This window comes from Streptomyces kebangsaanensis (assembly GCF_001906585.1).
Taxonomy (GTDB): domain Bacteria; phylum Actinomycetota; class Actinomycetes; order Streptomycetales; family Streptomycetaceae; genus Streptomyces; species Streptomyces kebangsaanensis.
Map to the genome: position 1 here is coordinate 171477 of NZ_JUJA01000160.1, position 25694 is coordinate 197170.

Below are 25694 nucleotides of genomic sequence, written 5' to 3' on the forward strand. Positions count from 1 at the left end.
GAGCGGCCGGTCAGACGCCCGAGTACGAGTGCTTGCCGCTGACGAAGATGTTCACGCCGTAGTAGTTGAACAGCCAGCAGCCGAAGGCGATGAGCGCGATGTAGGCCGCCTTGCGGCCCTTCCAGCCGGCCGTGGAGCGGGCGTGCAGGTAGCAGGCGTAGGCGACCCAGGTGATGAAGGACCAGGTCTCCTTGGGGTCCCAGCCCCAGTAGCGGCCCCAGGCGGACTCGGCCCAGATGGCGCCCGCGATGATCGTGAACGTCCACAGCGGGAAGACGGCCGCGTTGACGCGGTAGGAGAACTTGTCCAGGGACGCCGAGGCGGGCAGCCGCTCCAGGACGGAGGTCGCGAAGCGGCCGGGCTTCCCGCCGGAGGCGAGCTTGCTCTCGTAGGAGTCCTTGAACAGGTACAGCAGGGTGCCGACCGCGCCGACGTAGAAGACCGCGCCGCAGAAGATCGCGGTGGAGACGTGGATGTAGAGCCAGTACGACTGCAGGGCCGGGACCAGCTGGTCGCTCGCCGTGTAGAGGACGGTGACCGCGAGGCCGAGGTCGAGCAGGACCGTGGTGGTCAGGAACAGGCCGAGCCAGCGCACGTTCTTCTTCAGCGCGAGCAGCAGCAGGTACACGCCGACCGCGGTCGCGGAGAAGGTGATGTTGAACTCGTACATGTTGCCCCACGGCGCCCGCTGCACGGAGGCCGCGCGGGCGATCACGCCGCTCGCCTGGATGGCGAAGGCGAGCACGCTGAGGGACACGGCGATCCGGCCGTACAGGTCGCCCTGCTCGTCGCCGCCGTGCGCGCCGGGCCCGTCGGGTACGTCACGGGCGCCGGCCGAGGACCGTACGACGACCTCGGGCCGTTCGAGGACGGTGGTGCCCCCGGCGGACTTCACCTTCACCGCCGGGCCCTTCGCCCCGGCCGCGCCGCCGGACTCGGCGGTCAGCGCGGCGGCCGTGCGGGCCACCTTGCTGCGGCTGCCGAAGAGCCATTCGGTGATGTACGCGAAGAAGGCCAGGGTGTAGACGGCCATCGCGGAGTAGATCAGCGTGTTGCTGATGTTCGCGAGGTTTTCGTTGGTCGCCGAGGCCAGCTCGGTCGCGGTGGCGAGAGTCATTCCTTCTCAGCCCCTTCGGCAGGTACGGGGGTGTCGGCGTCCGGCTCCCGGTCGGGGTCGGCGTCGGTCTGTGCGGGTGCCTTGTCGTGGACGAGGGCGGCCAGGTCGCCGAGCTCCTCGGGGAGTTTCGCGGACTCGCTGCGGCCCAGGCCCGCCATCTCGACGACCGTCACGCCGTCGGCGCCCTCCACGGCGCGCACCCAGACCCGGCGGCGCTGGATGAACAGGGAGCCGGCGAGGCCGGCGATCGCGGCGATCGCGCCGGTGAGCGCCCAGCCGGTGCCGGGCTGCTGGACGATCTGGAAGCCGGCCCACTCCTTGATGTCCTTCTCGAAGGTGATGGAGCCGGCGCCGTCCGGCAGCGTCATCGTCTCGCCGGGCAGCAGCCGGGCCGCGACGATGTCGCCCTTGGCGTCCTTGAACTGCTTCAGCTTCGGGCTCTTGGTGTCCAGCTGGTAGACGTTCTGCGGGAGGCCCGAGTCGACGCCCAGGTCGCCGTGGAAGCCGGTCAGCGCGAGGACGGGGAAGTCCAGCGCGGGGAACTGGGAGAACATCGTCCCCTTGCCGGCGCCGGCGAAGGTCGGCACGAAGAACGCGGGGAAGCCGAGCTGCTCGGACTCGCCCTTGGCGTTCTTGTAGCCGTCGAGCACCTTGATCGCGCCCTGCGAGGTGACGTTGCCGTCCACGGGGAGCAGCGGCACGGCCTGCCGGTAGACCACGTCGCCCTTGCCGTCCCGGACGGTGACGGTCGGGGCGTAGCCGTGGCTGACCAGGTACACCCGGGCGTCGTCGACGGCCAGCGGGTGGTTGGGCGAGATGGTGGCCTTCCGGTCCTTGCCGTGGGCGCCCACGCTGTAGGTGATGTCCGCCTTGTAGACGCGCGGGGTGCCCTTCTGCGGGCCGGTGCGCTGGTAGGTGCCGGTGAACTCCTTCAGGTTGAAGCTGAACGGGACCAGGTCGTCGTCGTTGAAGAGGTTGCCGGACTTGAAGTCGTCGTACTGGGTGAGGGTGTTGGTGAAGCCGTCGCCCTCGACGACCAGCTTGTTGCCCTCGGTCTTGTACAGCTGGCCCCAGGCGAAGGCGATCAGCATCACGATCAGGGCGAGGTGGAAGACGAGGTTGCCTGCCTCGCGCAGGTAGCCCTTCTCGCCGGCGACGGCGTCACCGGCGAGGTGAGCGCGGAAGCGCCGCTGCTTCAGCACCTTCAGCGCGGCCTCGTGGACCTCCTCGGGCGGGGCGGCGGTGCGCCAGGTGGCGTACGCGGGCAGCCGGGTGAGCCGCTTGGGGGCGCCCGGCGGGCGGCCGCGCAGCTGGCCGACGAACTGCCAGGTGCGGGGCACGATGCAGCCGATGAGGGAGATGAACAGCAGGATGTAGACCGCGGAGAACCACACCGAGCTGTAGACGTGGAACAGGCCGAGTTCGTCGTAGATCGGCCCGAGCGTCCTGTGCGCCTGCTTGAAGGCCTCGACCTTCATGGCGTCGGTGCCGTCCTGCGGGATCAGCGAGCCGGGGACAGCGCCGAGGGAGAGCAGGAACAGCAGCAGCAGCGCGACCCGCATGGAGGTCAGCTGCCGCCAGAACCAGCGGGCCCAGCCGAGGATCTCGCGGCCGGTCCAGGTGAGCCATCCGGTCGGGCCGGGCGCGCGGTTGCCGCCGAAGGAGCCGGGTACGGCGGTCTCGGCGGGGGCGGTGGACAGCTGGGAGCCGGCGGCGCTCAGCTCCTCCTCGCCGGGGGGCACCACCGCCGGGGTCCCGTCGCTGGTCGTACTGCCGGTCGGCGTCTTGCTCATGTTCAGATCCCCACAGTGAAGCCGTTGGACCAGGTCTGCATCTTCTGCACCAGCAGGTCCCAGGCGCCGGTCAGCAGCAGCACGCCGGTCACGATCATCATCGTGCCGCCGATGCGCATCACCCAGACGTAGTGGCGCTTGACCCAGCCGAAGGCACCCAGCGCCTTGCGGAAGGCGATCGCGGTGAGCACGAACGGGATGCCGAGTCCGGCGCAGTAGGCGACGGTCAGCAGGGCGCCGCGCCCGGCGCTGGCCTGTTCGAAGGAGAGCGTCTGGACGGCGGAGAGGGTCGGGCCGATGCACGGGGTCCAGCCGATCCCGAACAGGGCCCCGAGCAGGGGGGCGCCCACCAGGCCGGTGGCCGGCCGCCGGTGGAAGCGGAGCTCGCGCTGGGTCAGCCAGGGCATCAGGCCCATGAAGAAGACGCCCATGAGGACCATGAGCACGCCCAGCACCCTGGACAGGACGTCCTTGTAGTCCTGCAGGGTCTGCCCGAAGTAACCGAACAGCGCCCCGCCGGAGACGAAGACCACGGTGAAGCCGAGCACGAAGAGCGAGGCGCCGACGGCCAACCGCCCGCGCCGGGCCTCGGCCAGATCGGTGCCGGTGACGCCCGTCACGTACGACAGGTAGCCGGGGACGAGCGGCAGGACGCACGGGGAGAAGAAGGAGACGAGCCCGCCGAGCACGGCGACGGGCAGCGCGAGCAGCAGTGCTCCGCTGAACACCGTCTGATTGGGATCAGTGACCGCGGCCAGTAGCACGGCTGCTCACTTCTCCGCGACGACCGGGGCGAGCATCTTGCGCAGCTTCTCCTCGCTGAGCGCCTGCAGGGCGCGCGCGGCGATCTTCCCGTCCCGGTCGATGACGATCGTGCTCGGGATGGCCTGCGGGTTGAGGGTGCCCTTCTCGAAGCGGAGCATGAGCTTGCCCGCGGGGTCGTACAGGCTCGGGTACGGCACCTGGTACTGCTTCTCGAACGCGATGGCCGGCTGGGTGCTGGTGTCGCGGGTGTTGATGCCGAGGAACTGCACGTCCTTGTCGGCGGTTTCCTTGGCCACCTTCACCAGGTTGGGCGCCTCGGCGCGGCAGGGCGCGCACCAGGAGCCCCAGACGTTGAGGACGACGACCTTGCCCTTGTAGGCGGCCATGTCGAGCCGCTTGCCGTCGAGCGTCTCGCCGGACAGGTCGGGGGCGGGCTTGCGCTCGCCCTTCTCCACGGTCGCGATGCCGTCGGCGCCGGCGATGAAGTTGGTGTTGCCCGAGCCGCCGGAGGTGCCTCCGGAGCCGCACGCGGACAGGGTGAGTGCGGCGACGGCGGTCCCGGCGGCGAGCAGGGCGGCGCGGCGACGGACGCGGCTCGGGTGCGTGCGGTGCGGACGGGGCGTACGGTTCGCCCGGTTCGAGCACTGGGGGGCGCGACTGACGGCACTCATGTGAAAAGTTTCGCATGCCCGTTCCGGGGATCTTGGGCACCCCCCTCGCGGCCGGGAAACCGCCCCTCAGGCCGCGTCCGGCGTGCTCCCGGCGCTCTGCGTGCCCGCGCTGCCGCCGGTGTCCTTCAGGAACTCCTTCCAGCCGCCGGCCGGCCGCTGCCCGACGTCGAGGGTGCGCAGCCTGGCGAGCACCTCCGGCTTCTGCACGTCCAGCCAGTCGACGAACTGCCGGAAGGAGACCAGGCGCACGTCCTCGCCCTTCTCCTTCTCCCGCGCGATGTGCTTGAAGGCCTCCTCGACGGCGTCCATGTAGATGCCGCCGTTCCACTGCTCGAAGTGGTTGCCCACGAAGAAGGGCGCCCGGTTCGTCCCGTATGCCCGCTCGAAGCCCCGGATGTAGGCCTGCGCCGACTGCTCGCGCCAGCCGGGGTAGTTGTGGGCGGGGGCCTTGGTGGAGTTGACCGACTGGTTGGCGAGCATGTTGTAGTCCATCGAGAGGACCTCGAACCCGCGGCCGGGGAAGGGTATCTGCTGCAGCGGCAGGTCCCAGATCCCCAGCCGCTTCTCCGGCCACACCTGACGGCCGCCGGGCGAGGAGGCGTCGTAGCGCCAGCCGAGCTCGCGGGCGGTGGGCAGCAGCCGGTCCTGGCCGAGCAGGCAGGGGGTGCGGCCGCCGACGAGCTCCTTGTCGTAGTCGAAGGGCAGGGCGGGCAGGTCGCTGAAGCCGGTGTTGGTCCGCCACTGCTTCACGAAGCCCTTGGCCTGGTCGATCTCGCTGCGCCACTGCTTGGACGTCCAGCCCGCGACCGAGCCGTTGCCGGAGCAGAAGTGGCCGTTGAAGTGGGTGCCGATCTCGTGGCCCTCGAGCCAGGCGCGGCGGAGGCTGACCAGGGTGTCCTTGATGTGGCCGTCGGTCAGGTAGCCGATGTCGGAGGCGCCGCGCGGGTTGTTCGGCGGGTCGTAGAGGCGCTTCTTCGACTCGGGCAGCAGATAGAGGCCGGAGAGGAAGAAGGTCATGTGGGCGTCGTGCTGCCGGGCGAGGTCCAGGAAGCGCGGGAACAGGCCGTTGCCGACCTCGCCGGCCCCGTCCCAGGAGAAGATGACGAACTGCGGCGGGGTCTGGCCCGGTTCCAGCGGGACCGGTTCGGCGGGCTGGTGCGGCTGCTTGCCGGTGAAGGAGGTCGAGCCGTCGCCGATGGGACGCACGGCGGGTGCGGAGGGGGTCGCACCGGGTGTACTCGCGCGCCGGGAACCCTCGGTGCGGCNGGGCCGTCCGAGGACTCGAGGCTGCCGCAGCCCGCGAGCCCGACGGCGGCCGCGGCGCCCGCGCCGAGGCCGAGTATTCCCCTTCGGGAGAAGGTGCGCATGGAGATCCCCGATCCGTCACGTCCTCTGGTGGTCACCCACTCAGAGGCCGTGACGAACGCGGGGGTTCCTCGGTCTCATATGAATTTCACAACAAACGTCATGAACGTGTCCGTATGTGACCGAGGACTTACCACATCTTTACGCTCCGTGCTCTACGTGCCGAACGCCTTGCCCTGTCCCTGTCCCTTCCCCTTCACCGGCTTGGCGCCCGCGAGGAGATGGGCGGGGACCAGGTCGCGGGCCGGCTCGGTGTAGCCGACGGAGACGATCCGGTCGCCCCGGTAGGTGAACGTCGTCAGCGAGGCGAGCGTGCACTGCCGCTTGCGCGGGTCGTGCCACAGCCGGCGCCGCTCGACGTAGGAGCGCACGATCCAGATCGGCAACTGGTGGCTGACCAGCACCGCCTCATGCCCGCGCGCCTTGTCCCTGGCCGCGTCCAGCGCGCCCATCATGCGCACCACCTGGTCGATGTACGGCTCGCCCCAGGACGGCCTGAACGGGTTGACCACGTGCTTCCAGTTGGCGGGCCGGCGCAGCGCGCCGTCGCCGACGCCGAAGGTCTTGCCCTGGAAGATGTTGGCCGCCTCGATCAGCCGCTCGTCGGTGGCGAGGTCGAGCCCGTGCGCCTTGGCGATCGGCGTCGCCGTCTCCTGCGCCCGCTCCAGCGGGGAGGCGACGACGTAGGTGATGTCGCGGGGGGCGAGGTGCTCGGCGACCCGCTCGGCCATCTTCCGGCCGAGCTCGGAGAGGTGGTAGCCGGGCAGCCGCCCGTACAGGATCCCGTCCGGGTTCTCCACCTCGCCGTGCCGCATGAGATGGACGACGGTGATGTCGTCGTTCTTCTCGCCGGTCTTCTCGCCGGTCTTCTCGCCGGTCTTCTCGCCGATGTCGCTCACGCCGTCGCCTCCGCCGCCGCCCGGGCCGCCGCCGGAAGGGCGTCGGCGATCCGCTGCAGCGCCGTCTCGTCGTGCGCGGTGGAGACGAACCAGGACTCGAAGGACGAGGGCGGCAGGTAGACGCCGTGCGCCAGCATCGCGTGGAAGAACGCGGTGAAGCGGTACGACTCCTGCGCCCTGGCGTCGTCGTAGTCGCGCACCGGGCGGTCGGTGAAGAACACGGAGAACATGTTGGAGGCGTTCTGCAGGGTGTGCGCCACGCCTTCCTTGGTCAGCGCCTCGGAGACCATGGCCTGGATCTGCTGCGAGACGGCGTCGACCTTGGTGTACGCGGCCTCGTCGAGCAGCCGCAGCTGGGCGAGTCCGGCGGCGGTGGCGACCGGGTTCCCGGACAGGGTGCCGGCCTGGTAGACGGGCCCGGCCGGGGCGAGGTGCGCCATCACGTCGGCGCGGCCGCCGAACGCGGCGGCGGGGAAGCCGCCGCCCATCACCTTGCCGAAGGTCATGAGGTCGGGCACGACCCCGTCGACGCCGTACCACCCGGCACGGCTGGTCCGGAACCCGGTCATGACCTCGTCGGAGACGTAGAGGGCGCCGTTGGCCGCGCAGAGGTCCTTGAGCCCCTGGTTGAACCCGGGCAGCGGCGGCACCACGCCCATGTTGCCGGGCGAGGCCTCGGTGATCACGCAGGCGATCTCGCCCGGGTGGGCGGCGAAGGCGGCGCGTACGGCGTCGAGGTCGTTGTACGGCAGCACGACCGTGTCACCGGCCTGGGCGCCGGTCACGCCCGGGGTGTCGGGCAGGGCGAAGGTGGCGACCCCGGACCCGGCCGCGGCGAGGAGGGAGTCGACATGCCCGTGGTAGCACCCGGCGAACTTGATCACCTTGGACCGCTGGGTGAACCCGCGGGCCAGCCGGATCGCGGACATGGTGGCCTCGGTCCCGCTGGAGACGAGCCGCACCTGCTCCAGCGGCCCGACCCGGCCGGTCATCTCCTCGGCGAGCGCGACCTCGCCCTCACCGGGCGTGCCGAAGGACGTACCGCGCGCCACCGCCTCCTGCACGGCGGCGACCACCTCGGGGTGCGCGTGCCCGAGGATCATCGGCCCCCAGGAGCACACCAGGTCGACGTACTCCCGGCCGTCGGCGTCCTTCAGGTACGCGCCGCTGCCGGACACCATGAACCGGGGCGTACCGCCCACGGCGCGGAAGGCACGCACCGGCGAGTTCACGCCGCCGGGCGTGACGGCCGCCGCACGGTCGAACAGCGCCTGCGAGACGGGGGCTTCGTATGGATATGGCAGTTCGCTCATGACCTGCGACTTCTCCGACTTCTCGGGGGGTTTCCCGGGGGTTCTCCGAATCCGGTGGGCAGTGACCTGTTCAGGGTAGGCCAGCGGCCTCGGCGACCCGGGGGCGGTGGGCCGGGGCGGTGGGCCGGGGGCGGTGAGGCCCGCCCGGAGCGGTGCCGGGCGCCCCGAACGACGGATCCGAGGATTCCGCCCCGCCCATCTGCGAAACTGGGCTCCGCGTACGTATGAACCGTATGTACGAGGCGAAGGATCGTGATCGGGGACCGCGAGCTCCCGCGGGCAGATGGTTCGGCGCACGTTTCGGCGAGCGGCCGTGGGGGAGGTCACTGTCACGATGATCGGGTTGCGCGGCGGGGGACACGCGTCCTAGAAAAGCAGTCGGGTGGAGATATGCATCGCGGTGGCGGACTGGGCGAGGGGACTGACGGCCTGGGTCCTCGACGAGCCCGGCGGGGAAGGCACCGGCGCGAGGGTGAGGAAGCGGCCGAAGCACATCAGGCAAGGGATCTACCGAGGGAGCCCGAACAGGTCGACCGGCGAGCCGGCCGACGGGCCGACCCTCTCGGGGCAGGGAGCAGGAATGGTGGTCGGGTGGGGGTGACGTACAAGTACTTCGGCGCGCCCGACGGCGCGACGGCGGCCCGTGTCCCGATCTCGATGCGTCCCGAGGAGCTCGGCGGCGACGAGCTCGGCATGAACGGCATGTTCACCAAGATCAAGCCGGAGACGATGGCCGCCATGGTGCTGACCGGTATCGAGGGCGTGCCCCTGCACAAGGTGCCGCCCCTGGAACTGGTCGTCCTGCACCCCGACTACGCGGTCGTGAAGCTCCCGATGACGGTCGTCGACCCTCTCCGCGACATCGGCGAGGAAACGGTCGGCGCGGCCGCCTTCATCTGGTCCACGGTCCCGGACCGCGGCGGCCCCCGGGACGCGTTCAACGTGTACCAACTGCTGCACGAGTGGCAGGACTTCTCGCACCGGCTGCACGAGGCGGGGCATCAGCCGTACTGCCTGGTGTGGCCCTGAGCGGGGGCCGTGCTTGACAGGGGCGGGGCTTTCGGGTCCCGCCCCGGCCGGGGTTTTCGGAAACAGCGGCGTCCGTCCGGGCCGCGACGGGATCCGGAAGCGGCTGCGGGCGTGCTCAGGGTGACCGGTCGAGGACGATGATGCCCGCCACGGCTGCCAGGGCTCCCAGCCCCTGGACGGCCAGTGCCCCGGACGTGGCCAGGCGCTCCTGGAAGACCAGGGCGCCCATCAGGACGCCGCCGATCGGCTCGAGGGTGTCGATGACGGGCAGGCTGACCGTCAGGGGGCCGGCCTGGAAGGAACTCTGGGCGAGCAGCATGCCCGTGCCTCCGACGAGGAGCAGCCCGTACGGCTCCCAGTGCGCGAGCACACCGATGCCGTTGTCGCGGAAGAGGCCGGCCACGCTCCTGGTCAGGCTGTCGAGGAGGGCGAACAGCACGCCGGCGGCCGCCGCGTAGAGGGCGGTGCGGGTGCGGCCCGGCCTGCGCAGCCCGACCGGTACGAGGACGCACACGCAGACGGCGGCCAGGGCCAGGAGGGGAAGCCAGTCCCACAGATCCGGCGCCACGATTCCCGTGGAGGGCGGCAGCACCGCCAGGAAGGCGGCCACGCCTCCCGCGGTGCACAGCGCGCCCACCGCCTCCCTGCGGGTGAGGCGCTTCCTGCGGCGCCAGGCGACCATGGGCAGGGCGAAGACGAGGTCCATCGCGGCCAGCGGCAGCACGAGCACGAGCGAACCGAACGCCAGGGCGACGCCCTGGATGACGTAGGAGAGGACCGACATCGCGGCCCCCGCCAGCCACAGCGGTCTGCGCAGCAGGTCCAGGAACAGACGCGGGCGCAGGGACGCGTTCTCGGGTTCCGAGGCCGCGGCGGCCTGCTGCATGACGGCTGCGACGGCGAAGCAGCAGGCGGCTGCCAGTGCCGCAACCACCGCCACGCCCGTCGCCATGGACTCCAGCATGCCGCCCCGTACCGTCCCGGCACGCGTATGCCACCGGCGCGACAGAGGAACCGGGTTGCCCGGCTCACCACTCGAATGGCCGATGCGGAGGGCTTCGGCGACAGCGCCGTGGCGGGGGACGTCGGGAGAAGTGCCGGGAGAAAACCGGTGTGGAAGAGCCTCTCCCGGGTCCTCCGGAGGGGAGCGATATCACGCCCGCAGGACATGCCGCACCCCGAGTCCCGGCTACGTTCCGTCAGTCACCCGAAGGGGTTACTCCAAGAGAGCAACGGAGTACAGGTGCGGGTCGTATGGGGGAGGGCGCCACCACCGAGAGGCCCCAAAAGGAGGGCATCGTGTTCCGCCATTCGACACGTACGTTCGTAGTGGGTCTGTGTGTGCTGGCCGCGGCCGCGCCGGCGGCCCCGGCCCTGGCCGGGGGCGACCCGGCCGGGGCTGACCCGGCACCGCACACCGCCGCCCGGGCGCTGCGGGCGCAGACTCTCGCCGACCTGGCCACCACCATGAAGGGCGAGGCGTACGCCTACGCCGTCTACAGCCTCTTCGCCGCCGAGGCCGACCGCCAGGGCCTCCCGGCCGTCGGCAAGCTCTTCCGCTCCACGGCGCGGACCGAGCTGACCGAGCACCTGCGCGAGGCGGCCACCCTCGCCGGCCTGGTCGGCTCCAACGCCGCCAACCTGCGCCAGGCCATCAACGGCGAGACCTACGAGCACCAGGTCATGTACCGCCGCTTCGCCGAGCAGGCCCGCGCGGACGGGGACCTCGAGGCCGCGAAGCTCTTCAGCGAGATCGCCGCGGACGAGGGCCGCCACCGCGACGCCTTCCGCACGGCCCTCACGGCCGTGACCACCGGCCGCGGCACCATCCCGGCACCGCCGAAGGCCGACGTGGTGGCGGTGTCCGCCGGGCTGCCGAAGGTGAAGGCCGCCCGCACCAGGGCCAACCTGGACACCGCCCTGCACGGCGAGGGTCTCGCCCACGCCAAGTACATGCTCTTCGCCGCCCACGCCCGGCAGACCGGCAACGCCGCGCTGGCCCGCCTGTTCGAGGGCACCGCCGGGGTCGAGCTGCACGAGCACCTGGCCGGCGAGGCTGTGCTGGCCGGCCTGGTCCGCACGACGAGGGAGAACCTGCGCAAGGCCATCACCGGGGAGCACAACGAGGCGACCACGGTGTACCCGGGGTTCGCCGGGCGGGCCACCGCCGTCGGTGACACCGCCGCCGCCCGCTACTTCCGCGACACCGCCGCGGACCGGGCCAGGCACGCCGCCGCCTTCCAGAAGGCGCTCGACCAACTGCGCTGACCGCCCCTCACCGAGGGGAGCACGGCAGGACCGGCCGGGCGCACCGCGCACCGCGGACCGCCCGGCCGGTCGGGGTCACTCCTTGCCGCGGACCACGGTGACGGGGCAGTGCGCGTGGTGCAGCAGGGCCTGGCTGACGGAGCCCAGCAGGAGACCCGTGAAGCCGCCCCGGCCGCGGGCACCGGTCACCAGCAGCTGTGCCTCCTGGCTGGCCTCGATCAGGGCCGGGCGGATCCGGGAGCGCACCAGGCGCCGCTCCACGGCGACCTCGGGATGACGCGCCTGCCAGGGAGCCACCGCCTCGTCCAGCAGCCTCTGCTCCTCCTCCTGGAGCCGCTCGACGTCGGCCACCACGTTCAGGGGATCGCCGGGACCCTCGTAGGCGTGCTCGCTCCAGGTGTTCCACACGTGGAGCGCCACCAGGTCCGCACCGCGCCGCGACGCCTCGGCGAAGGCGAACTCGACGGCCGCCTCGCCCGCCGGTGAGCCGTCCACCGTGAGCAGGACGGGGCCGGCCGGGTCCGGCCTGCCGCGCACCACCAGCACCGGGCAGTGGCCGTGGGCGGCGAGGTGCACGGCGGTGGAGCCGAGCAGCAGGCTGCCGAACCCGCCCAGCCCGCGGCTGCCCACCACGACCAGCGAGGCGGTGCGCGACTCGATCTCCAGCACCATCAGCGGCTCGCCGACGGTGACCTCGCGCGTGATCTCCACGTCCGGTGCGGCGTCACGCGCCCGCTGCTCGGCCTCGGCCAGGGTGCCGTCCACCAGCTCGCGCAGCCCCGCCGTGTTCGGGTTCCACGGGTGCATACCGGGCGGGACATGCGGCGACGGCCAGCCGAAGGCGTGCACCAGCCGCAGTCCGGTCCCGCGCAGTGCGGCCTCGCGCGCCGCGGCCTCCACCGCCTCCAGGCTCGAGGGCGAGCCGTCCACTCCCACGACCACCGGATTCACCATGAAACACCCTTCCTCCGCACACCGTGACCGCCGCACAGCCGGCCGGCCACCGGTCCGCAACCGCGTCCTGAGCCCCTCCAGCTTCCGCCACCCTACGGCGGAGCGCATCGGGCCGAACGGCCCCTGTCCGGTACGGCCTTGCGGCCCTCCTCGTAGCGGCCCTCCTCGTCGCGGCCGTCACCGGCCCGGGCCCCGGACCGGTGTGCTCGGGGCCGGTGGTGCGGGCGGTACGGGCGGTGCGGGCGGCTCGGTGAGGAACTCCACCACCGCCATGGCGAACAGCAGCACCAGGGCGATGACGAGGACCACCCATCCGGTGGGGTAGCTCCACAGGATGTACGTCACGACGGCCGCGGCGACGAGGATCCAGGTGATCCAGGCCCGGTGGCGGTGGACGAAGGGACCGACCGGGCCCGTGCGGAGACCCGCGTGGTCCGCCGCGGCGCGCACCGCGTGGATGCCCGACTGCCACGCCTGCCGTACGAAGGTCGCCCGCCGTCCTCGGCCGGTCAGCCAGGCGGCCAGCGCGATCACCACGGCCAGTGCCACGACGCTCCGCACGGAGGTGCGCAGGTAACGGGTCAGGATGTCGTAGACGGCCCCCGCGGCCGGCTGCGAGACGGAGGCCGGGAGGCCGTTCAGATAGACCTCGCGGAAGACGGTGAGGCCCAGGCCGAGGGCCAGCATGGCGACCGCGGCGCCGAGCACCGCGGCGACGAGGACGCGCCGGCGGTGGACGGAGAGCAGCCATCCCACGACGAGGGACAGGACCGCGAGCACCGGCAGCCAGAACCCGGCGATCCGGAGCAGTTGGAGGTAGGTCTTCAGCTCGCCGAGGCGGTCGGAGCGCAGGACGGTGAGGTCGGTGTGGATCTGCGGGATCCGTCCGGCGACCGTCATGCCGTCGTCGACCAGGCGCTGCTTGACCCGGTCCACGACGGGTGCCAGGTCGATGGTCACGGAGTTGTTGCTGATCCTCACCGCGCCGCCGCCACCGGTCAGCGCCTTGTCGACGGCCGCGTGGATCCCGCGGTTGGCGTCGACCCAGAAGCGCTGGAAGGTGTCGGAGGCGATGACGTCCTGGGCCTTGCCGTGGACGAAGCCGCGGACGGCGTTCTCCAAGGGGGTCGCCAGCGTGCCGAGTGCCTTCTCCAGCCGCGGCCTGTCCGCCGGGGCCACGCCTTCGAGCAGGTTCCGCAGGGGGAGGTGGCTCATCAGCGCGTCGGTGACCCGGTTCGCCGCGGCCGCCTGGACGGCGGGGTCGGAGGCGAGGGGCGCGACCGTCGCGACGTACCGGTCGGTGTCGTCGACCTCGGCCGCCGCCCACGAGGCGGTGGCGGCGAGCGGGGTCAGGACGCAGCCGAGGACGATGAGCAGCGCCGAGAAGAAGGACCTCCACCGGTGGTGCGCCGCCCGTGCGGCCCGGCCGGTCTCCAGCGCGGCGACGCGGGCCCTCAGGTGCTCCAGCTCCGAGTGCTCGCCGCCCGTGCCGTCTTTCCCTGGCTGCTCACGGGAGGTCATGACCGGTCAGCTCACGAAGCTGAAGCTGCGCCACGCCGCCGTGGCGGGGGCCACCTGGTTCGACATCTGCCTGTCGAGGTAGACGCCCTGCCCGCCCGCGGGCTCGGTGCAGTCGGCGGTCCGGTACAGCATGAGGTTGCTCTGCGTGCGGTTGGTGACGTGGGTGACCCCCGCGCGGAAGCGGTGGCACCCGTGGATCGGCGGGTTCGAGATCGTCTCGACGGCCCTGACGCCGTTCCTCCCCTCGATCGTGCCTTGCGCGTGCTCCTCGCAGGCTGTCAGCACCATGCCGAGCATCGCGATTCCGGCGAGCGCGGTCAGCAACCGTGAGACGGGCATCGGGCCTCCTGTACCGGGTGGTGGGGAGCCGGCCGGGGCGACGTCCCGGCACCGCTGTCCGCCGTCCTGGGCGGACGCGCCTGGTGTGCGCGGCCGTTGCGGGGATCGTCGCCCGTGGGCTTGCTCAGGCGAGAACCCGGCGCTTCTGGGCCTCGAACTCCTCCTCGCTGAGCACCCCTTGGGCCTTGAGGTCGGCGAGTTGCTTCAGCTGGTCGATCTTGCCGGTCATGTCGTCGGCGTCCGGCTGCGGTGCCGCCGCCGCGGGAGGCGGGGCCTGCTGCTGCGCGAGTTGCTGTTCGTAGTCCTGCTGGGCCCACCGGCCCGCCTGCCGCCGCGAGACGCGGTTGGACACCGCGGTGGCCGTACCCGAAATCACCGCGGTGCGGGCGACGCCGCGCAGAAGTCCCGGCATGTTCACTCATCTCCCTGCGCTTCTTCAGGCGGTCACGGGCCCACTCGGCGGCGGTGTCGTCACCTCGGTCGCGTCCAGGGACGCCAGCAGCGCGGGCACGGGAATGCGTCCGCTCGCCACCAGCTGGGCCCCGCCGCGCCTCAGCGCCCGGGCCAGCGGCGCGGCCCATGTGTTCTCGTACACCAGGACCGCCGCGGAGTTGCCGGGCTCCAGCGCGGCACCCGCGTCGTCCAGATCGCTCTGGTCCAGCAGCCCGGAGGAGGCCCCCTCGAACATCGTCAGGTCGATCTCGTCCCCGATCTCCCGCAGCTCCAGCGCCACGACCGACCCGTCGGCGTCCTTGCGGACGAAGGCGAGATCGATGATCCGGATGATGCCGCGCTCGACCAGGTCGACGAGCAGGGGGAAGCCCTCTCCTGTCATGCGGTTGCCGGGGAACTCGACGATCAGGTAGTCGACGGGCCCCATTTCCCGGAGGTCCTCGGTCATGACCACTCCTCTGAGGCGGACGGCCCCTCCAGCCATTCCAGCACCCGGCCCCACGGCCCGCACTTCCGGCGGCGGCCGGACCTCATGACCGCGGGTCCGCGGCCGGGTGGCCCTGCTGGGCGGGCAGGGCCGCGGTCCGGCCGTCGACGCGGTACTGCTCGGCCTGGACGAGGTACATGCGGCGGAAGAGGCCGGGGCCGTCCGCGTCCGGCCGCATCAGCTCGTCGAACGTGCCGTGTTCGGCGACGCGTCCGTGCTCGAGGACGTAGATCGTGTCGGCGTGGCGGACGCTGTGCAGGCGGTGGGTGATCAGGACGATCGTCCGGCCCTCGGCGGCCAGGCCCTGGATCCGGTCGAAGACGCGCTGTTCGGCCTCGGCGTCCAGGGCGCTGGTGGGTTCGTCGACGACGAGGATCCGCGCGTCGCGGTGGCGGGCGCGGGCGATGCCGAGGCGTTGCCACTGGCCGCCGGAGATCTGGTGGCCGCCCTTGTAGCCGCGGGCGAGCAGGGTGTCCCAGCCGCGGGGCAGGGAGGAGACGGTCTCGTCGGCGCCGGCGTACTCGGCGGCGGCGTGCAGCAGGTCGTCGTCGTACGGGGCCTCGGGGCGGCCGATCGCGACGTTGATACGGGCGGTGAAGGGCCAGCGGTAGAAGTCCTGGGTCACGACGGCGACGCGGTCGAAGAGGTCGGCGCGGTCGGCCTCGGCGGCGTCCACGCCGTCCCAGAGGACGCGGCCGGCGTCCGGGGCGTACAGGCCGCACAGGAGTTTGGCGAGCGTGCTCTTGCCGCTGCCGTTGTTGCCGACCAGGGCGACGACCTTGCCCGTGGGGATGGTGACGCTCACCTCCTCCAGGGCGGGGCGGCTGTCGGTTGTGCCCGGGTAGGTGAAGGTGACGTTCTCGAAGCGAACGGCGTCGACCCGCCGCGGCAGGGGGCGGCCGGTGTCCGGGATGAGGCGGCGGTCGGCCTCCTGGCAGAGCCGGCCGAGGTCGGCGACGAACAGGCTCTCCTCGTAGAGGTAGTTGAGCTGGACGACCAGGGCTTCGAGGTTGGCGGAGCCGGTGCGGATGGCGATGACGGCGGTGCCGGCGACGGCGAGTCCCATGGCGCCGGTCCACAGCAGCACGCCGAGCACCCCGTACGTGGCGACGGTCGCGAGCCCCGTCCAGCCCGAGGCGATCAGACCGGTGCGGGCGGCCAGGGACGCCAGGCGGGTCTGTTCCCGCTCGCCGGTCTCGGCCATCGTGCGGAAGTGCCGGAGCAGGAACGGCCCGATGTTGTGCACCCGCACCTCGGGCGCTGCCTGGACGTCGATGAGCAGGCGCCCGAGCAGCTGGCCGGCCCGGGCGTGCTGGACCCAGGTGTGGAAGGAGACGTAGCGGCGGCGGGCGATGGTCAGCGCGCTCCAGGCGCTCGGCAGCGTCATCATCGCCAGCAGGGGCAGCAGCGCCGGGTGCAGCGCCGTCAGTACGCCGGCGGCGGCGACCAGCGCGATCGCGGCGGTGATCACCGACACACAGAACCTGATCATCCGCCGGGCGGACTCGGCGCCCCACTGGGCGGAGTCCAGCAGCTTGTGGAACTCCTCGTCCTCCACGGCGGCCAGCTCCACGCGGGCCACCCGCTCCAGGTACTCCTCGGTCGCCACCCGGAACACCTTCGGCTCCAGCCGGCCGGTACCGGCCGTGGAGACGGACTTCAGCAGCGCGCCGACGACGGCGGTGACGGCCACCGCGACGAGCGCGGGGGCCGCGGCGGTGAGGCGTTCGGTGGTCTCGCCGTGGCCCAGCAGCTGGACGAGCACCCGGTTGACCGCGACCAGGCCGACCGCCTGCGCGATGCCGCCGCCGGCCTCCGCCGCGGCGACCTGGAGCAGGGCCTGCCGGTCGGCACGGCGGGCCAGCCGGATCGTGGAGCCGATCAGCCGCGGCATCCGCAGGACCATGGCGCGCAGGCCGAGTTCCAGGAACGAGCCGTGGTGGTGGTTCCAGCCCATGTCGTAGCGGAGCGGGCCGCCGAAGAGCAGCCGCTCCGACTCCGAGACCTCCTGGGCGCCGGCCGCGTCCTTCACCGGCTCGGCGTCGTCCCCCGTGCGCTTCCCGCGTATCGTCATCCGACCCTGCCCCCGCCGTCTCGAACGCCAGGTGAGCATCATCCGGCGTGACCACCCGGCGCGACGCGTCCGGTACGCGACCGGAGGCGGCAGGTGGACGTGTGGTGGGGGCGTCGGGGTACGACCCGGGCATGAACGCGGCGGCGGGCCTCGGATGTGCGACCCCTCGTGTCGCCGCGCGCCCGCTCGTGCACCGATGAGGCACCGGCGGCGCGATCGTGCGGACACGACCGGCGACCGGGCCGTCCGTTTCCCTTCCGGCGGCGGCCCTACGTACTGTAGGGACCCGGCTCGCCATCCAACCGTCGACGGGGGACCCATGCAGCAAGCACACTGTCCGCAGCCCGGTGCCTCGTACGGCGGGGGCGGCAAGGGCGGTGGGAGCGCCGAGGACACCGGGGGCGGACTCGGGCCGACCGTCGCGCTGCTCGTCGTCAGCCTCACGGTCGCCGCCGTCGGGGTCTACCTGCTGTGCGGTTTCGGGCTGCACAGCCTCAACCCGCGACCGCGCCTGTTCCACGCCGGCTTCGCCACCGCGGGGGTGATCGTCGCCACCGTGGCGGCCGGGGCGGCGGTGGGGAACCTGGCCTGGCTGCTGACGGCGTCCCGCAGGCGCACGGCCGCGGGCGGGACCCCCTCCGGCCCGGAGCGCGTCCCCGCCGACGGGTGAGCCCCCGCGGAGAGCGGCGGTCCGGACGGCGGGTCAGTTCCCCTGGCCGGCGTCCCGGGCCGCTCCCCGCACCCCGCTCCCGGTCACCCCGCCCCCGCCCCCGTGCCGGCCCCGGTCCGTGCCGACCGTGAAGCCGATCACCGAGCCGCCGCCGGCGCGCCGGAAGGCGAACGGGGCGCCGCCGTGGGCCAGGGACACCTCGCGCACGATGGACAGGCCGAGGCCGGAGCCGGGCAGGGAGCGGGCGTCGGCGGCCCGGTAGAAGCGGTCGAAGACGCGTATCAGGTCGTCCGCGGCGATGCCGGGCCCGCGGTCGAGGACCTCCACGCGGACCGTGCCGGGCCGGGCGGGACCGGCGACGGAGATCTCGATGGGCGCCGTGCCGTCCCGGTCGAACTTGACGGCGTTCTCCACGAGGTTGGAGACGGCCCGCTGGAGCATGCCCGGCCGGCCCTCGGTCGTCGTGTCGCCGCTCGCGCGGACCACGATGTCGCGTCCGCTGCGCCGGCGGGCCACTCCCGCGACGTCCTCGGCGATGTCGGTGAGGTCGATCCGCTGCGGCGGCTCGGTGTCGGACTGGCCGGCCGCGAGGTCGACCAGCTCGTTGACCAGGTCGGTGAGCTCGCGGGCCTCCTGGGTGAGGTCGGCGACCAGGTCCTCGCGGGTGGCGGGCGGCAGTTCGTCGATGCGGCGCAGCAGGGAGATGTTCGTCCGCAGGGAGGTCAGCGGCGTACGGAGCTCGTGGCCCGCGTCCTGGACCAGACGGCGCTGGTCCTCCTCGGACTGGGCGAGCCGGCCCAGCATGCGGTCGAAGGAGCGGCCGAGGCGGCCCACCTCGTCGTAGCCGGTGACGGGCACCTCGACGCCGAGCCGGCGGGTGCGGGCGACGTTCTCGGCGGCGGAGGTGAGGATCACCAGCCGGCGCGTGATGCGGCGGGCCAGCCACCAGCCGCACAGGCCGGCCGCGACCACCACGGCCCCCATCAGGATCAGCGTGCGCTGCTGCAGCGCCCGCAGCAGGTCCTCGGTGTCGCTGAACTCCTGGGCGACCTGCACGGCGCCCCGGCCGCCGCCCAGGGCGACGGTCGCGATGCGGTACACGTTGCCGGCGACGACGACGTCCTTGTCCTCGACGGTCCTCCCGGCCGCGGCGGCGGCCGCCGCGGCCCTGTCCCGGGCGGTGACGGGCAGTGCGGGGCTGCCGTGGTCGACGACCTTCCCGCCCGCGCCGAGCACCTGCACGTTGGTGCGGCTGGGCCGGACCAGCTCGTGGCCGGGCCGGGAGGAGGCGAAGTCCGCGGGGGTCAGGTCGTAGCGCCGTACCTCGTTCCGCACGTCCTGCACGACCTGCGTGAACACCGACTGCTGGTCGACCCGCACCAGACGGGCCGCGGAGTTGTACGACAGGATGCCGACGAGGATGGTGACGGCGGCGGTCACCACGGCGAACGTCACCGCGAACGTGGTCCGCAGCGACGACAGCCGGGGCCGCGGTCGCTCCAGCAGCCGCGCGAGGCGGCCCACTCAGTCCTCCCGCAGCACGTAACCCACGCCTCGGACGGTGTGGATCAGCTGCGGCGCGTCCGGCTCGTCGAGCTTGCGGCGCAGATAGCCGACGTACACGGCGAGGTTCTTGGAGCCGGGGCCGAAGTCGTAGCCCCAGATGCGGTCGTAGATGGTGGAGTGGTCCAGCACGATCCCGGCGTTGCGGACCAGCAGCTCCAGCAGCTCGAACTCGGTGCGGGTCAGCTCCAGCTCCCGCGTGCCCCGCCACACCCGGCGGGCCTGCAGGTCCATGCGGATCCCGGCCGCCTCGATCTGCCGCTCGGGGGCCTGCGGCTCCTTCGCCGGTACGCCCCCGGAGGCGGAGACGGAGGCGCCGGTCGCCGTGCCGGGCGCGCCGCCGACGCCGACCGGGCTGGTGCGGCGCAGCAGGGCGCGCAGCCGGGCGAAGACCTCCTCGACGTCGAACGGCTTGACGACGTAGTCGTCGGCGCCGGCGTCCAGTCCGGCGATCCGGTCGGCGGTCTCCACCAGGGCGGTGAGCATGAGGATCGGCGTGCGGTCGCCCTCGGCGCGCAGCACGCGGCAGACCTGGAGTCCGTCGATGCCCGGCATCATCACGTCGAGGAGGAGGATGTCCGGCGGGTTCCTGTGGGCCTGCGCGAGCGCCTCGACGCCGTCGGCGACCGCCGTCACCTCGTAGCCCTCCAGCGTCAGGGCACGCTCGAGGGCGTGGCGGATGGCGCGGTCGTCTTCGGCGAGCAGCACGGTCTGGGGCACCCGTCCAGTCTGCCAAGGCAACGAGGCCCCGGCCGGGGTGGGCGGAGGGACGATCACCCTTTTTACCCGCCTTTCACCGTCGGCCGGGGCCCGTTCAGCCGTGGGCGTCACCCCCGCAGCGCGGCCAGCCGCTCCTCGAACGGCACCACCGTGAAACCGCCGTCCTTCCCGGACCCGTCCGCCCCGGACCCGTCTGTCCCGGACCCGTCCGTCCCGGACCCGTCCTGCTCGGCCCGCTCCGTCCCACGCCCCGCCGACAGCCCCGTCATCAGCGCCGCCAGCTCCCCCGCCGCCCGCTCGATCCGCTCGGGCAGCCCCTCGGCGCCCCAGTCCTCCGAGGCGGCGTAGACACCGGTCGGCACGACCACGGCCTTGAGATACGCGAAGAGCGGACGCAGGGCGTGGTCGAGGACCAGGGAGTGGCGGGCGGTGCCGCCGGTCGCGGCGATCAGCACCGGCTTGCCGGCCAGGGCGTCCTGGTCCCGGACGCCGAGGACGTCGAAGAAGGACTTGAACAGCCCGCTGTACGACGCCGAGAACACCGGAGTGACGACGATCAGCCCGTCCGCCTCCGCCACCGCGTCCAGCGCGGACGCGAGGTCCGGCCCGGGGAAGCCGCTCGCGAAGTTGTGGGCGATCTCGACGGCGAGGTCGCGCAGCTCGACCACCCTTACGTCGGCCGGGGCGCGCCCGGCGGTCGCGGCCGCCAGCCGGTCGGCCAACAGCCGGGTGGAGGACGGGACGCTCAGTCCCGCCGAGACGACGACGAGCTTCATACGGCGCTCACTCCTTCTTCGGCGCCCGCCCGGCCGGCGAGCAGGGACGCGTGGGTCGGCGCGTCCGGCACACCGGCCGGGCGCCCCTTGGCGAACTCCTCGCGCAGCACCGGCACGACCTCCTCGCCGAGCAGGTCGATCTGCTCCAGCACGGTCTTCAGCGGCAGCCCCGCGTGGTCGATCAGGAACAGCTGGCGCTGGTAGTCGCCGGCGTAGTCGCGGAAGGCCAGCGTCTTCTCGACGACCTGCTGCGGGGAGCCGACGGTCAGCGGCGTCTGGGCGGTGAACTCCTCCAGGGAGGGCCCGTGCCCGTAGACGGGGGCGACGTCGAAGTACGGCCGGAACTCGCGCACCGCGTCCTGCGAGTTCTTCCGCATGAACACCTGGCCGCCGAGCCCGACGATCGCCTGCTCGGGCGTGCCGTGCCCGTAGTGGGCGTACCGGGCCCGGTACAGCTCGACCATCCGCTTGGTGTGGTCGGCCGGCCAGAAGATGTTGTTGTGGAAGAAGCCGTCGCCGTAGTAGGCGGCCTGCTCGGCGATCTCCGGGGAGCGGATGGAGCCGTGCCAGACGAACGGCGGTACGCCGTCCAGCGGGCGGGGCGTGGAGGTGAAGCCCTGCAGCGGCGTGCGGAACTTGCCCTCCCAGTCGACGACGTCCTCGCGCCACAGCCGGTGCAGCAGGGCGTAGTTCTCGACGGCGAGGTTGATGCCCTGCCGGATGTCCTGCCCGAACCAGGGGTAGACCGGCCCGGTGTTGCCGCGTCCCATCATCAGGTCCACCCGGCCGTCGGCCAGGTGCTGGAGCATCGCGAAGTCCTCGGCGATCTTCACCGGGTCGTTGGTGGTGATCAGCGTGGTGGAGGTGGACAGGATCAGCCGCTCGGTCCGGGCGGCTATGTACCCGAGCATGGTGGTCGGCGACGACGGCACGAACGGCGGGTTGTGGTGCTCGCCGGTCGCGAAGACGTCCAGGCCGACCTCCTCGGCCTTCAGCGCGATGGCGACCATGGCCTTGATCCGCTCACGCTCGGTCGGCGTGCGGCCCGTGGTGGGGTCCGGCGTGACATCGCCGACGCTGAAGATCCCGAACTGCATGGTCGCTCATCCTCCAGATTGTTGACGCTTCAACTATACCCGGAGAACGACCCGCGTTCCGGAGGTATTCCGTCCGCCCACGACGACCGGAACGACGCCGACGACAGGGCGTGTCGCGAAAGTTCCTCCCCCCGGCCCGGCGGCTGGGAGCCGCCTCCGGACACGGCTCCCCCGAGCTCTTCGAGCAGGGGGACCCCCAGCCGCGTCGTCGGGGTCGCGACGCTCTCCGCTGTCCAGACGCTCTCCACTGCCCGAAGGGCGGGGGCGCCCCGGCACCGGACGCCGCGGGGCCCGCCCGCCGGGCGGACGGCGCCGCTTCCGCGACACGCCCTTCTAAGCGGCGTCGGCGGGCGCCGGCAGTGGCTCGGGCTTCGGCGCCCGCTCGCGCCACGGCAGCAGCAGCGGCGTCACCAGCAGCAGCAGACCCGCGATGCCGATGGCGGTACGGGGACCGGTGACCGCCGCCAGCAGACCCCAGGAGGCGGTCACCGCCGCGGTGGCCGCCTTGTTGGTGACCGACCAGGCCGAGAGCGTACGGGCCACCCGGTCCGGCGGGGTCCGCTCCAGCCGGTGGGCGGCGAACACCGGGTTGAACACGCCGCAGCAGGTGATCAGCGCCAGCTCGACCGCCATCACCAGCACCAGCCCGGGCAGCCCCGGCCGCACGAACGCCAGCCCGACCGGCCAGCACACGCGCAGCACCCCCGCGGTCAGCAGCACCCCGCGCCGCCCGAACCGATCGACCAGCGGGCGCGCCAGCCGGGAACCGACCAGACCGCCCAGGCAGGGCCCGGCGAAGGCGAGGCCGTACTGCCACGGCGCGAACCCGAGCGGACCGAGCATCAGCACGGCCATCAGCGGCGAGACCGCCATGATCAGGGCATTGACCAGCACCGTGTTGAAGAACAGGGGACGCAGCGCCGGGTCCGCCAGCACGAACCGCCACCCGTCGAACAGGCCCCCCGCCCGCAGCCGTGCCGACGACTCCGCCCGCACGGGCCGCCGCGACGGCTCGGGCTCCGTCCCGCCGATCGCCCGGATCCCGGCCGCCGACAGCAGATAGCTGACCGCGTCGGCCGCCACGGTCACCACCGGCCCGAACAGGCCGACCATGACGCCCCCGGCCGGCGGCCCCAGCACGGTCGCCGTCCACGTCGTCGACTCGAACCGGCTGCTCGCGACCAGCAGGTCCTCCGGTGCCACCAGACCCTTCAGATACGCCCCGCTCGCCGCACCGAACGCGATGTCGGCCGCGGCGACCACCACCGACACCACCAGCAGCTGCGCGAAGCCGAGCGTCCCGAACGCGAACGCGAGCGGCACGCTCATCAGCGCGGCGAACCGGACCAGGTCCGTCCCGACCATCACCGGCCGTTTACGGCGGAACTCCACCCACGGCCCGAACGGCACCGCCACCACCGCGCCCACCGCCGCCCCGGCGGCCGCCAGCGCGGACACCTCGGCGGACCCGGCGTGCAGCACCAGCACCGCGATCAGGGCGAAGGCGTCGAAGGCCAGCCACGACCCGAACGTACTGGCCGCGTACGCCGCCCACAGCCACCCGAACCGCCGCCCCAGCGCCCGCCGCGCGACCACCCCCCGCGCCTCCTCACCGCGCCCGCACCCGAGACGCCCTCACGCCGGCCGCCGTCGTCCGGGCCGACCGCCGTCATCCAAGCAGAAGCCCCCGTGCGAGGCTGCCCTCATGCTGATCCTCCGCTCCGCCGCCCTCTTCGTCGTCGCCGCGCTCTTCGAGATCGGCGGTGCCTGGCTGGTCTGGCAGGGCGTGCGCGAGCAGCGCGGCTGGCTGTGGGCGATCGGCGGCGTCCTCGCGCTCGGGGCGTACGGCTTCGTCGCCACCTTCCAGCCCGACGCCCACTTCGGCCGCATCCTCGCCGCGTACGGCGGGATCTTCGTCGCCGGTTCGATCCTGTGGGGCATGGCCGCCGACGGGTACCGGCCCGACCGCTGGGACGTGATCGGCGCGCTGGTCTGCCTGGCCGGTATGGCCGTGATCATGTGGGCGCCGCGGAACGGCGGCTGACGGCCCGACGGCCCTCCCCTACGCTGGGCGGAGCCGACCGCACCGACCACCGTCCCGAGGATCAGCCCATGGCCACTGCCGCCCCGCCCGCCGCCTCCCGCATCGCCGTCGTGACCGGTGCGAGCAGCGGCATCGGCGCCGCCACGGCACGGCAGCTCGCCGCCGCCGGTTACCGCGTCGTCCTGACCGCCCGCCGCGAGGACCGCGTCGAGGCGCTCGCCGAGGAGATCAACGCGGCCGGCCACTCCGCCACCGCGTACCGGCTCGACGTCACCGACCGCGCGGCCGTGGACGAGTTCGCGACGGCCTTCAGAACCGTCGGCGTCCTGGTCAACAACGCGGGCGGCGCGCTCGGCGCCGACCCGGTCGCCACCGGCGACCCGGCCGACTGGCGCACGATGTACGAGACGAACGTCCTCGGCACCCTCAACCTCACCCAGGCCCTGCTGCCCAAGCTGGAGGCGAGCGGCGACGGCACGGTGGTGATCGTGTCCTCCACCGCCGGCCACGCCACCTACGAGGGCGGCGCGGGCTACGTCGCCGCCAAGCACGGCGCCCACGTACTCGCCGAGACCCTCCGCCTGGAGATCGTCGGCAGGCCGGTCCGCGTCATCGAGATCGCCCCCGGCATGGTCAGGACCGACGAGTTCGCCCTGACCCGCTTCGGCGGCGACGAGGAGAAGGCGGCCAAGGTCTACGAGGGCGTGGCCGAGCCCCTCACGGCCGACGACGTGGCCGACACCATCACCTGGGCGGTCACCCGCCCCAGCCACGTCAACATCGACCTCCTCGTCGTCCGCCCCCGCGCCCAGGCCTCCAACACCAAGGTCCACCGGGAGAACGGATAAGGACCCTTCCCACCCGAGACGCGGAGCAGGGCCGCCTCGCCCTGCGAAGTGAGCGGAACGCACAGCTCGGTTAACCCACAGGGATGATCCTCGCCGATCACCCGAACGGCAGACGAACTGCCGACCTATGCTCGCGCCACAACCTCAGACGACGGCCCCGGCCGGGACCGGCATCCCGACCAAGGGCCTGACCACCCAGGAAGTGAGGCTTCCCTGTGGCTGACTGCGAGCCTAACGGTCACCGGTTCATGCATCTCAAGGCCCCCGAGTACGCGTACATGTTCGGCTTCTTACAGGCGGATGGGCACCTGCATCAAGGGGCAGGGCAAAAGGGACGCCTGAACGTCGAACTCAGCGCTCGGGACATCGATCTTCTGCGGGCCTTCCAGGAACTGACGCCGTACAGCAGCAGTATCACCGAGCGCACACGGTCCACGAACTTCGCGGAGACTTCTCACACGGCTGTCTGGACCCTGTGCTCCCTGGAAGCCAGGACCCTGCTCAACGAGCTCGGGTTGCCCTACGGCCGCAAGTCGAAAACAATCTCCCCACCCCGCGGTGAGTTCTCACACCGCGATTACCTGCGCGGCGTCATCGACGCCGACGGCTCGGTGGGCTACACCGGCAAGGGCTTCCCCTTCGTCTCCCTGACCACAGCCAGCACGGCTATCGGTACTTACTGTGCCGTTACGCCAGGGAGATCACAGGTGCCGAGCGCAACGCCGATCGGAACGCACGTGACGGCATCTACAACGTCCTCTACATGATGGAGGCCGCTCAGAACCTGGCCGCCCACCTCTATTACCCAGACTGTCTGTCTCTGGAGCGCAAGCGCGTGGTCGCCGACTCATTCGCAGCTTGGTCACGCCCCGCCCACATGCGGTCGGCACACACACGGCGCCGCTGGACTGAGAACGAGGACCGAGCC

At 72.3% G+C, this 25694-nt stretch carries 25 protein-coding genes; 6 read left to right on the forward strand and 19 right to left on the reverse strand.

Annotated features, from left to right (window positions below):
* Positions 1 to 10 precede the first annotated feature (10 nt).
* The 7 genes from ccsB to hemL form a co-directional block, all read right to left on the reverse strand.
* Positions 11 to 1117: a c-type cytochrome biogenesis protein CcsB gene (gene ccsB / locus RH94_RS30790; protein ID WP_073951610.1), complete on the reverse strand. Its 1107-nt coding sequence runs from the start codon at positions 1115 to 1117 to the stop codon at positions 11 to 13.
* Positions 1114 to 2910 carry a cytochrome c biogenesis protein ResB gene (gene resB, locus RH94_RS30795; protein WP_073951611.1) on the reverse strand — a complete coding sequence of 599 codons (1797 nt, stop codon included), beginning with the start codon at positions 2908 to 2910 and terminating at the stop codon, positions 1114 to 1116. Before resB ends, ccsB begins: the two co-directional genes overlap by 4 nt.
* Positions 2911 to 2912: 2 nt before the next feature.
* On the reverse strand, positions 2913 to 3674 hold the full coding sequence (locus RH94_RS30800) for a cytochrome c biogenesis CcdA family protein (RefSeq protein ID WP_073951612.1): 762 nt from the start codon (positions 3672 to 3674) through the stop codon (positions 2913 to 2915).
* Positions 3675 to 3680: 6 nt separating this feature from the next.
* Complete coding sequence (locus RH94_RS30805; RefSeq protein WP_073951613.1) at positions 3681 to 4346, reverse strand: TlpA family protein disulfide reductase; 666 nt, start codon at positions 4344 to 4346, stop codon at positions 3681 to 3683.
* A 66-nt stretch (positions 4347 to 4412) separates the two neighbouring features.
* Positions 4413 to 5552, reverse strand: coding sequence for a polysaccharide deacetylase family protein (locus tag RH94_RS30810; RefSeq protein WP_407697379.1), 1140 nt, complete (start codon positions 5550 to 5552; stop codon positions 4413 to 4415).
* A gap of 314 nt (positions 5553 to 5866) precedes the next feature.
* Positions 5867 to 6526 carry a histidine phosphatase family protein gene (locus RH94_RS30815; protein WP_073951670.1) on the reverse strand — a complete coding sequence of 220 codons (660 nt, stop codon included), beginning with the start codon at positions 6524 to 6526 and terminating at the stop codon, positions 5867 to 5869.
* Between the two features lie 80 nt (positions 6527 to 6606).
* Positions 6607 to 7923, reverse strand: coding sequence for a glutamate-1-semialdehyde 2,1-aminomutase (gene hemL, locus RH94_RS30820; RefSeq protein WP_073951614.1), 1317 nt, complete (start codon positions 7921 to 7923; stop codon positions 6607 to 6609).
* Between the two features lie 390 nt (positions 7924 to 8313).
* Between hemL and RH94_RS30830 the strand changes: the two genes are divergently transcribed.
* Positions 8314 to 8952: a hypothetical protein gene (locus tag RH94_RS30830; protein ID WP_199881094.1), complete on the forward strand. Its 639-nt coding sequence runs from the start codon at positions 8314 to 8316 to the stop codon at positions 8950 to 8952.
* A 115-nt stretch (positions 8953 to 9067) separates the two neighbouring features.
* On the opposite strand, the gene RH94_RS30835 is transcribed toward RH94_RS30830, so the two are convergent.
* Positions 9068 to 9904, reverse strand: coding sequence for a DMT family transporter (locus RH94_RS30835; protein WP_073951671.1), 837 nt, complete (start codon positions 9902 to 9904; stop codon positions 9068 to 9070).
* Positions 9905 to 10251: 347 nt separating this feature from the next.
* On the opposite strand from RH94_RS30835, the gene RH94_RS30840 reads away from it, so the two are divergent.
* A complete protein-coding gene (locus RH94_RS30840; protein ID WP_234426147.1) occupies positions 10252 to 11220 on the forward strand; it encodes a ferritin family protein in 969 nt (322 codons plus the stop codon).
* A 75-nt stretch (positions 11221 to 11295) separates the two neighbouring features.
* On the opposite strand, the gene RH94_RS30845 is transcribed toward RH94_RS30840, so the two are convergent.
* The 6 genes from RH94_RS30845 to RH94_RS30870 form a co-directional block, all read right to left on the reverse strand.
* Positions 11296 to 12174, reverse strand: coding sequence for a universal stress protein (locus tag RH94_RS30845; protein WP_073951617.1), 879 nt, complete (start codon positions 12172 to 12174; stop codon positions 11296 to 11298).
* Between the two features lie 177 nt (positions 12175 to 12351).
* Positions 12352 to 13695: a hypothetical protein gene (locus RH94_RS30850; protein WP_073951618.1), complete on the reverse strand. Its 1344-nt coding sequence runs from the start codon at positions 13693 to 13695 to the stop codon at positions 12352 to 12354.
* 6 nt (positions 13696 to 13701) lie between these two features.
* Entirely contained in the window at positions 13702 to 14034 is a 333-nt protein-coding gene (locus RH94_RS30855) for a hypothetical protein (protein WP_073951619.1), read from the reverse strand.
* Between the two features lie 124 nt (positions 14035 to 14158).
* Positions 14159 to 14446: an SHOCT domain-containing protein gene (locus tag RH94_RS30860; protein ID WP_073951620.1), complete on the reverse strand. Its 288-nt coding sequence runs from the start codon at positions 14444 to 14446 to the stop codon at positions 14159 to 14161.
* Positions 14447 to 14470: 24 nt separating this feature from the next.
* Positions 14471 to 14935, reverse strand: coding sequence for a DUF6325 family protein (locus RH94_RS30865; protein ID WP_199881095.1), 465 nt, complete (start codon positions 14933 to 14935; stop codon positions 14471 to 14473).
* An 82-nt stretch (positions 14936 to 15017) separates the two neighbouring features.
* Positions 15018 to 17048 (reverse strand): ABC transporter ATP-binding protein, encoded by a 2031-nt coding sequence (locus tag RH94_RS30870; RefSeq protein ID WP_079189257.1) that lies wholly within the window; start codon positions 17046 to 17048, stop codon positions 15018 to 15020.
* Between the two features lie 319 nt (positions 17049 to 17367).
* Between RH94_RS30870 and RH94_RS30875 the strand changes: the two genes are divergently transcribed.
* Positions 17368 to 17718 (forward strand): hypothetical protein, encoded by a 351-nt coding sequence (locus RH94_RS30875; RefSeq protein WP_234426148.1) that lies wholly within the window; start codon positions 17368 to 17370, stop codon positions 17716 to 17718.
* A gap of 33 nt (positions 17719 to 17751) precedes the next feature.
* On the opposite strand, the gene RH94_RS30880 is transcribed toward RH94_RS30875, so the two are convergent.
* The 5 genes from RH94_RS30880 to RH94_RS30900 form a co-directional block, all read right to left on the reverse strand.
* Complete coding sequence (locus RH94_RS30880; protein WP_073951621.1) at positions 17752 to 19242, reverse strand: sensor histidine kinase; 1491 nt, start codon at positions 19240 to 19242, stop codon at positions 17752 to 17754.
* Entirely contained in the window at positions 19243 to 20001 is a 759-nt protein-coding gene (locus RH94_RS30885; RefSeq protein ID WP_073951622.1) for a response regulator transcription factor, read from the reverse strand.
* 107 nt (positions 20002 to 20108) lie between these two features.
* The gene (locus RH94_RS30890) at positions 20109 to 20777 is read right to left on the reverse strand and encodes an FMN reductase (RefSeq protein WP_073951623.1); all 669 of its coding nucleotides are present in this window, start codon (positions 20775 to 20777) and stop codon (positions 20109 to 20111) included.
* Complete coding sequence (locus RH94_RS30895; RefSeq protein WP_073951624.1) at positions 20774 to 21874, reverse strand: LLM class flavin-dependent oxidoreductase; 1101 nt, start codon at positions 21872 to 21874, stop codon at positions 20774 to 20776. Before RH94_RS30895 ends, RH94_RS30890 begins: the two co-directional genes overlap by 4 nt.
* A 333-nt stretch (positions 21875 to 22207) precedes the next feature.
* Positions 22208 to 23470 (reverse strand): MFS transporter, encoded by a 1263-nt coding sequence (locus tag RH94_RS30900; protein ID WP_073951625.1) that lies wholly within the window; start codon positions 23468 to 23470, stop codon positions 22208 to 22210.
* Between the two features lie 109 nt (positions 23471 to 23579).
* Here RH94_RS30900 and RH94_RS30905 point away from each other — a divergent pair, with 109 nt between their 5' ends.
* The 3 genes from RH94_RS30905 (at position 23580) to RH94_RS46470 (ending at position 25533) form a co-directional block, all read left to right on the forward strand.
* Positions 23580 to 23918 (forward strand): YnfA family protein, encoded by a 339-nt coding sequence (locus RH94_RS30905; RefSeq protein ID WP_073951626.1) that lies wholly within the window; start codon positions 23580 to 23582, stop codon positions 23916 to 23918.
* Between the two features lie 68 nt (positions 23919 to 23986).
* Positions 23987 to 24766, forward strand: coding sequence for an SDR family NAD(P)-dependent oxidoreductase (locus tag RH94_RS30910; RefSeq protein ID WP_073951675.1), 780 nt, complete (start codon positions 23987 to 23989; stop codon positions 24764 to 24766).
* A gap of 248 nt (positions 24767 to 25014) precedes the next feature.
* Entirely contained in the window at positions 25015 to 25533 is a 519-nt protein-coding gene (locus RH94_RS46470; protein WP_324614335.1) for a hypothetical protein, read from the forward strand.
* Positions 25534 to 25694: the final 161 nt, after the last annotated feature.

What these genes read in the sequence shown, in the direction of transcription:
- ccsB (WP_073951610.1), bottom strand. Translation starts at nt 1,117, where the DNA reads ATGACTCTCGCCACCGCGACCGAGCTGGCCTCGGCGACCAACGAAAAC.
- resB (WP_073951611.1), bottom strand. Translation starts at nt 2,910, where the DNA reads ATGAGCAAGACGCCGACCGGCAGTACGACCAGCGACGGGACCCCGGCG.
- RH94_RS30805 (WP_073951613.1), bottom strand. Translation starts at nt 4,346, where the DNA reads ATGAGTGCCGTCAGTCGCGCCCCCCAGTGCTCGAACCGGGCGAACCGT.
- RH94_RS30815 (WP_073951670.1), bottom strand. Translation starts at nt 6,526, where the DNA reads ATGCGGCACGGCGAGGTGGAGAACCCGGACGGGATCCTGTACGGGCGG.
- hemL (WP_073951614.1), bottom strand. Translation starts at nt 7,923, where the DNA reads ATGAGCGAACTGCCATATCCATACGAAGCCCCCGTCTCGCAGGCGCTG.
- RH94_RS30830 (WP_199881094.1), top strand. Translation starts at nt 8,314, where the DNA reads ATGCATCGCGGTGGCGGACTGGGCGAGGGGACTGACGGCCTGGGTCCT.
- RH94_RS30835 (WP_073951671.1), bottom strand. Translation starts at nt 9,904, where the DNA reads ATGGCGACGGGCGTGGCGGTGGTTGCGGCACTGGCAGCCGCCTGCTGC.
- RH94_RS30845 (WP_073951617.1), bottom strand. Translation starts at nt 12,174, where the DNA reads ATGGTGAATCCGGTGGTCGTGGGAGTGGACGGCTCGCCCTCGAGCCTG.
- RH94_RS30850 (WP_073951618.1), bottom strand. Translation starts at nt 13,695, where the DNA reads ATGACCTCCCGTGAGCAGCCAGGGAAAGACGGCACGGGCGGCGAGCAC.
- RH94_RS30855 (WP_073951619.1), bottom strand. Translation starts at nt 14,034, where the DNA reads ATGCCCGTCTCACGGTTGCTGACCGCGCTCGCCGGAATCGCGATGCTC.
- RH94_RS30860 (WP_073951620.1), bottom strand. Translation starts at nt 14,446, where the DNA reads ATGCCGGGACTTCTGCGCGGCGTCGCCCGCACCGCGGTGATTTCGGGT.
- RH94_RS30865 (WP_199881095.1), bottom strand. Translation starts at nt 14,935, where the DNA reads ATGACCGAGGACCTCCGGGAAATGGGGCCCGTCGACTACCTGATCGTC.
- RH94_RS30870 (WP_079189257.1), bottom strand. Translation starts at nt 17,048, where the DNA reads ATGACGATACGCGGGAAGCGCACGGGGGACGACGCCGAGCCGGTGAAG.
- RH94_RS30875 (WP_234426148.1), top strand. Translation starts at nt 17,368, where the DNA reads ATGCAGCAAGCACACTGTCCGCAGCCCGGTGCCTCGTACGGCGGGGGC.
- RH94_RS30890 (WP_073951623.1), bottom strand. Translation starts at nt 20,777, where the DNA reads ATGAAGCTCGTCGTCGTCTCGGCGGGACTGAGCGTCCCGTCCTCCACC.
- RH94_RS30895 (WP_073951624.1), bottom strand. Translation starts at nt 21,874, where the DNA reads ATGCAGTTCGGGATCTTCAGCGTCGGCGATGTCACGCCGGACCCCACC.
- RH94_RS30905 (WP_073951626.1), top strand. Translation starts at nt 23,580, where the DNA reads ATGCTGATCCTCCGCTCCGCCGCCCTCTTCGTCGTCGCCGCGCTCTTC.
- RH94_RS30910 (WP_073951675.1), top strand. Translation starts at nt 23,987, where the DNA reads ATGGCCACTGCCGCCCCGCCCGCCGCCTCCCGCATCGCCGTCGTGACC.
- RH94_RS46470 (WP_324614335.1), top strand. Translation starts at nt 25,015, where the DNA reads ATGCATCTCAAGGCCCCCGAGTACGCGTACATGTTCGGCTTCTTACAG.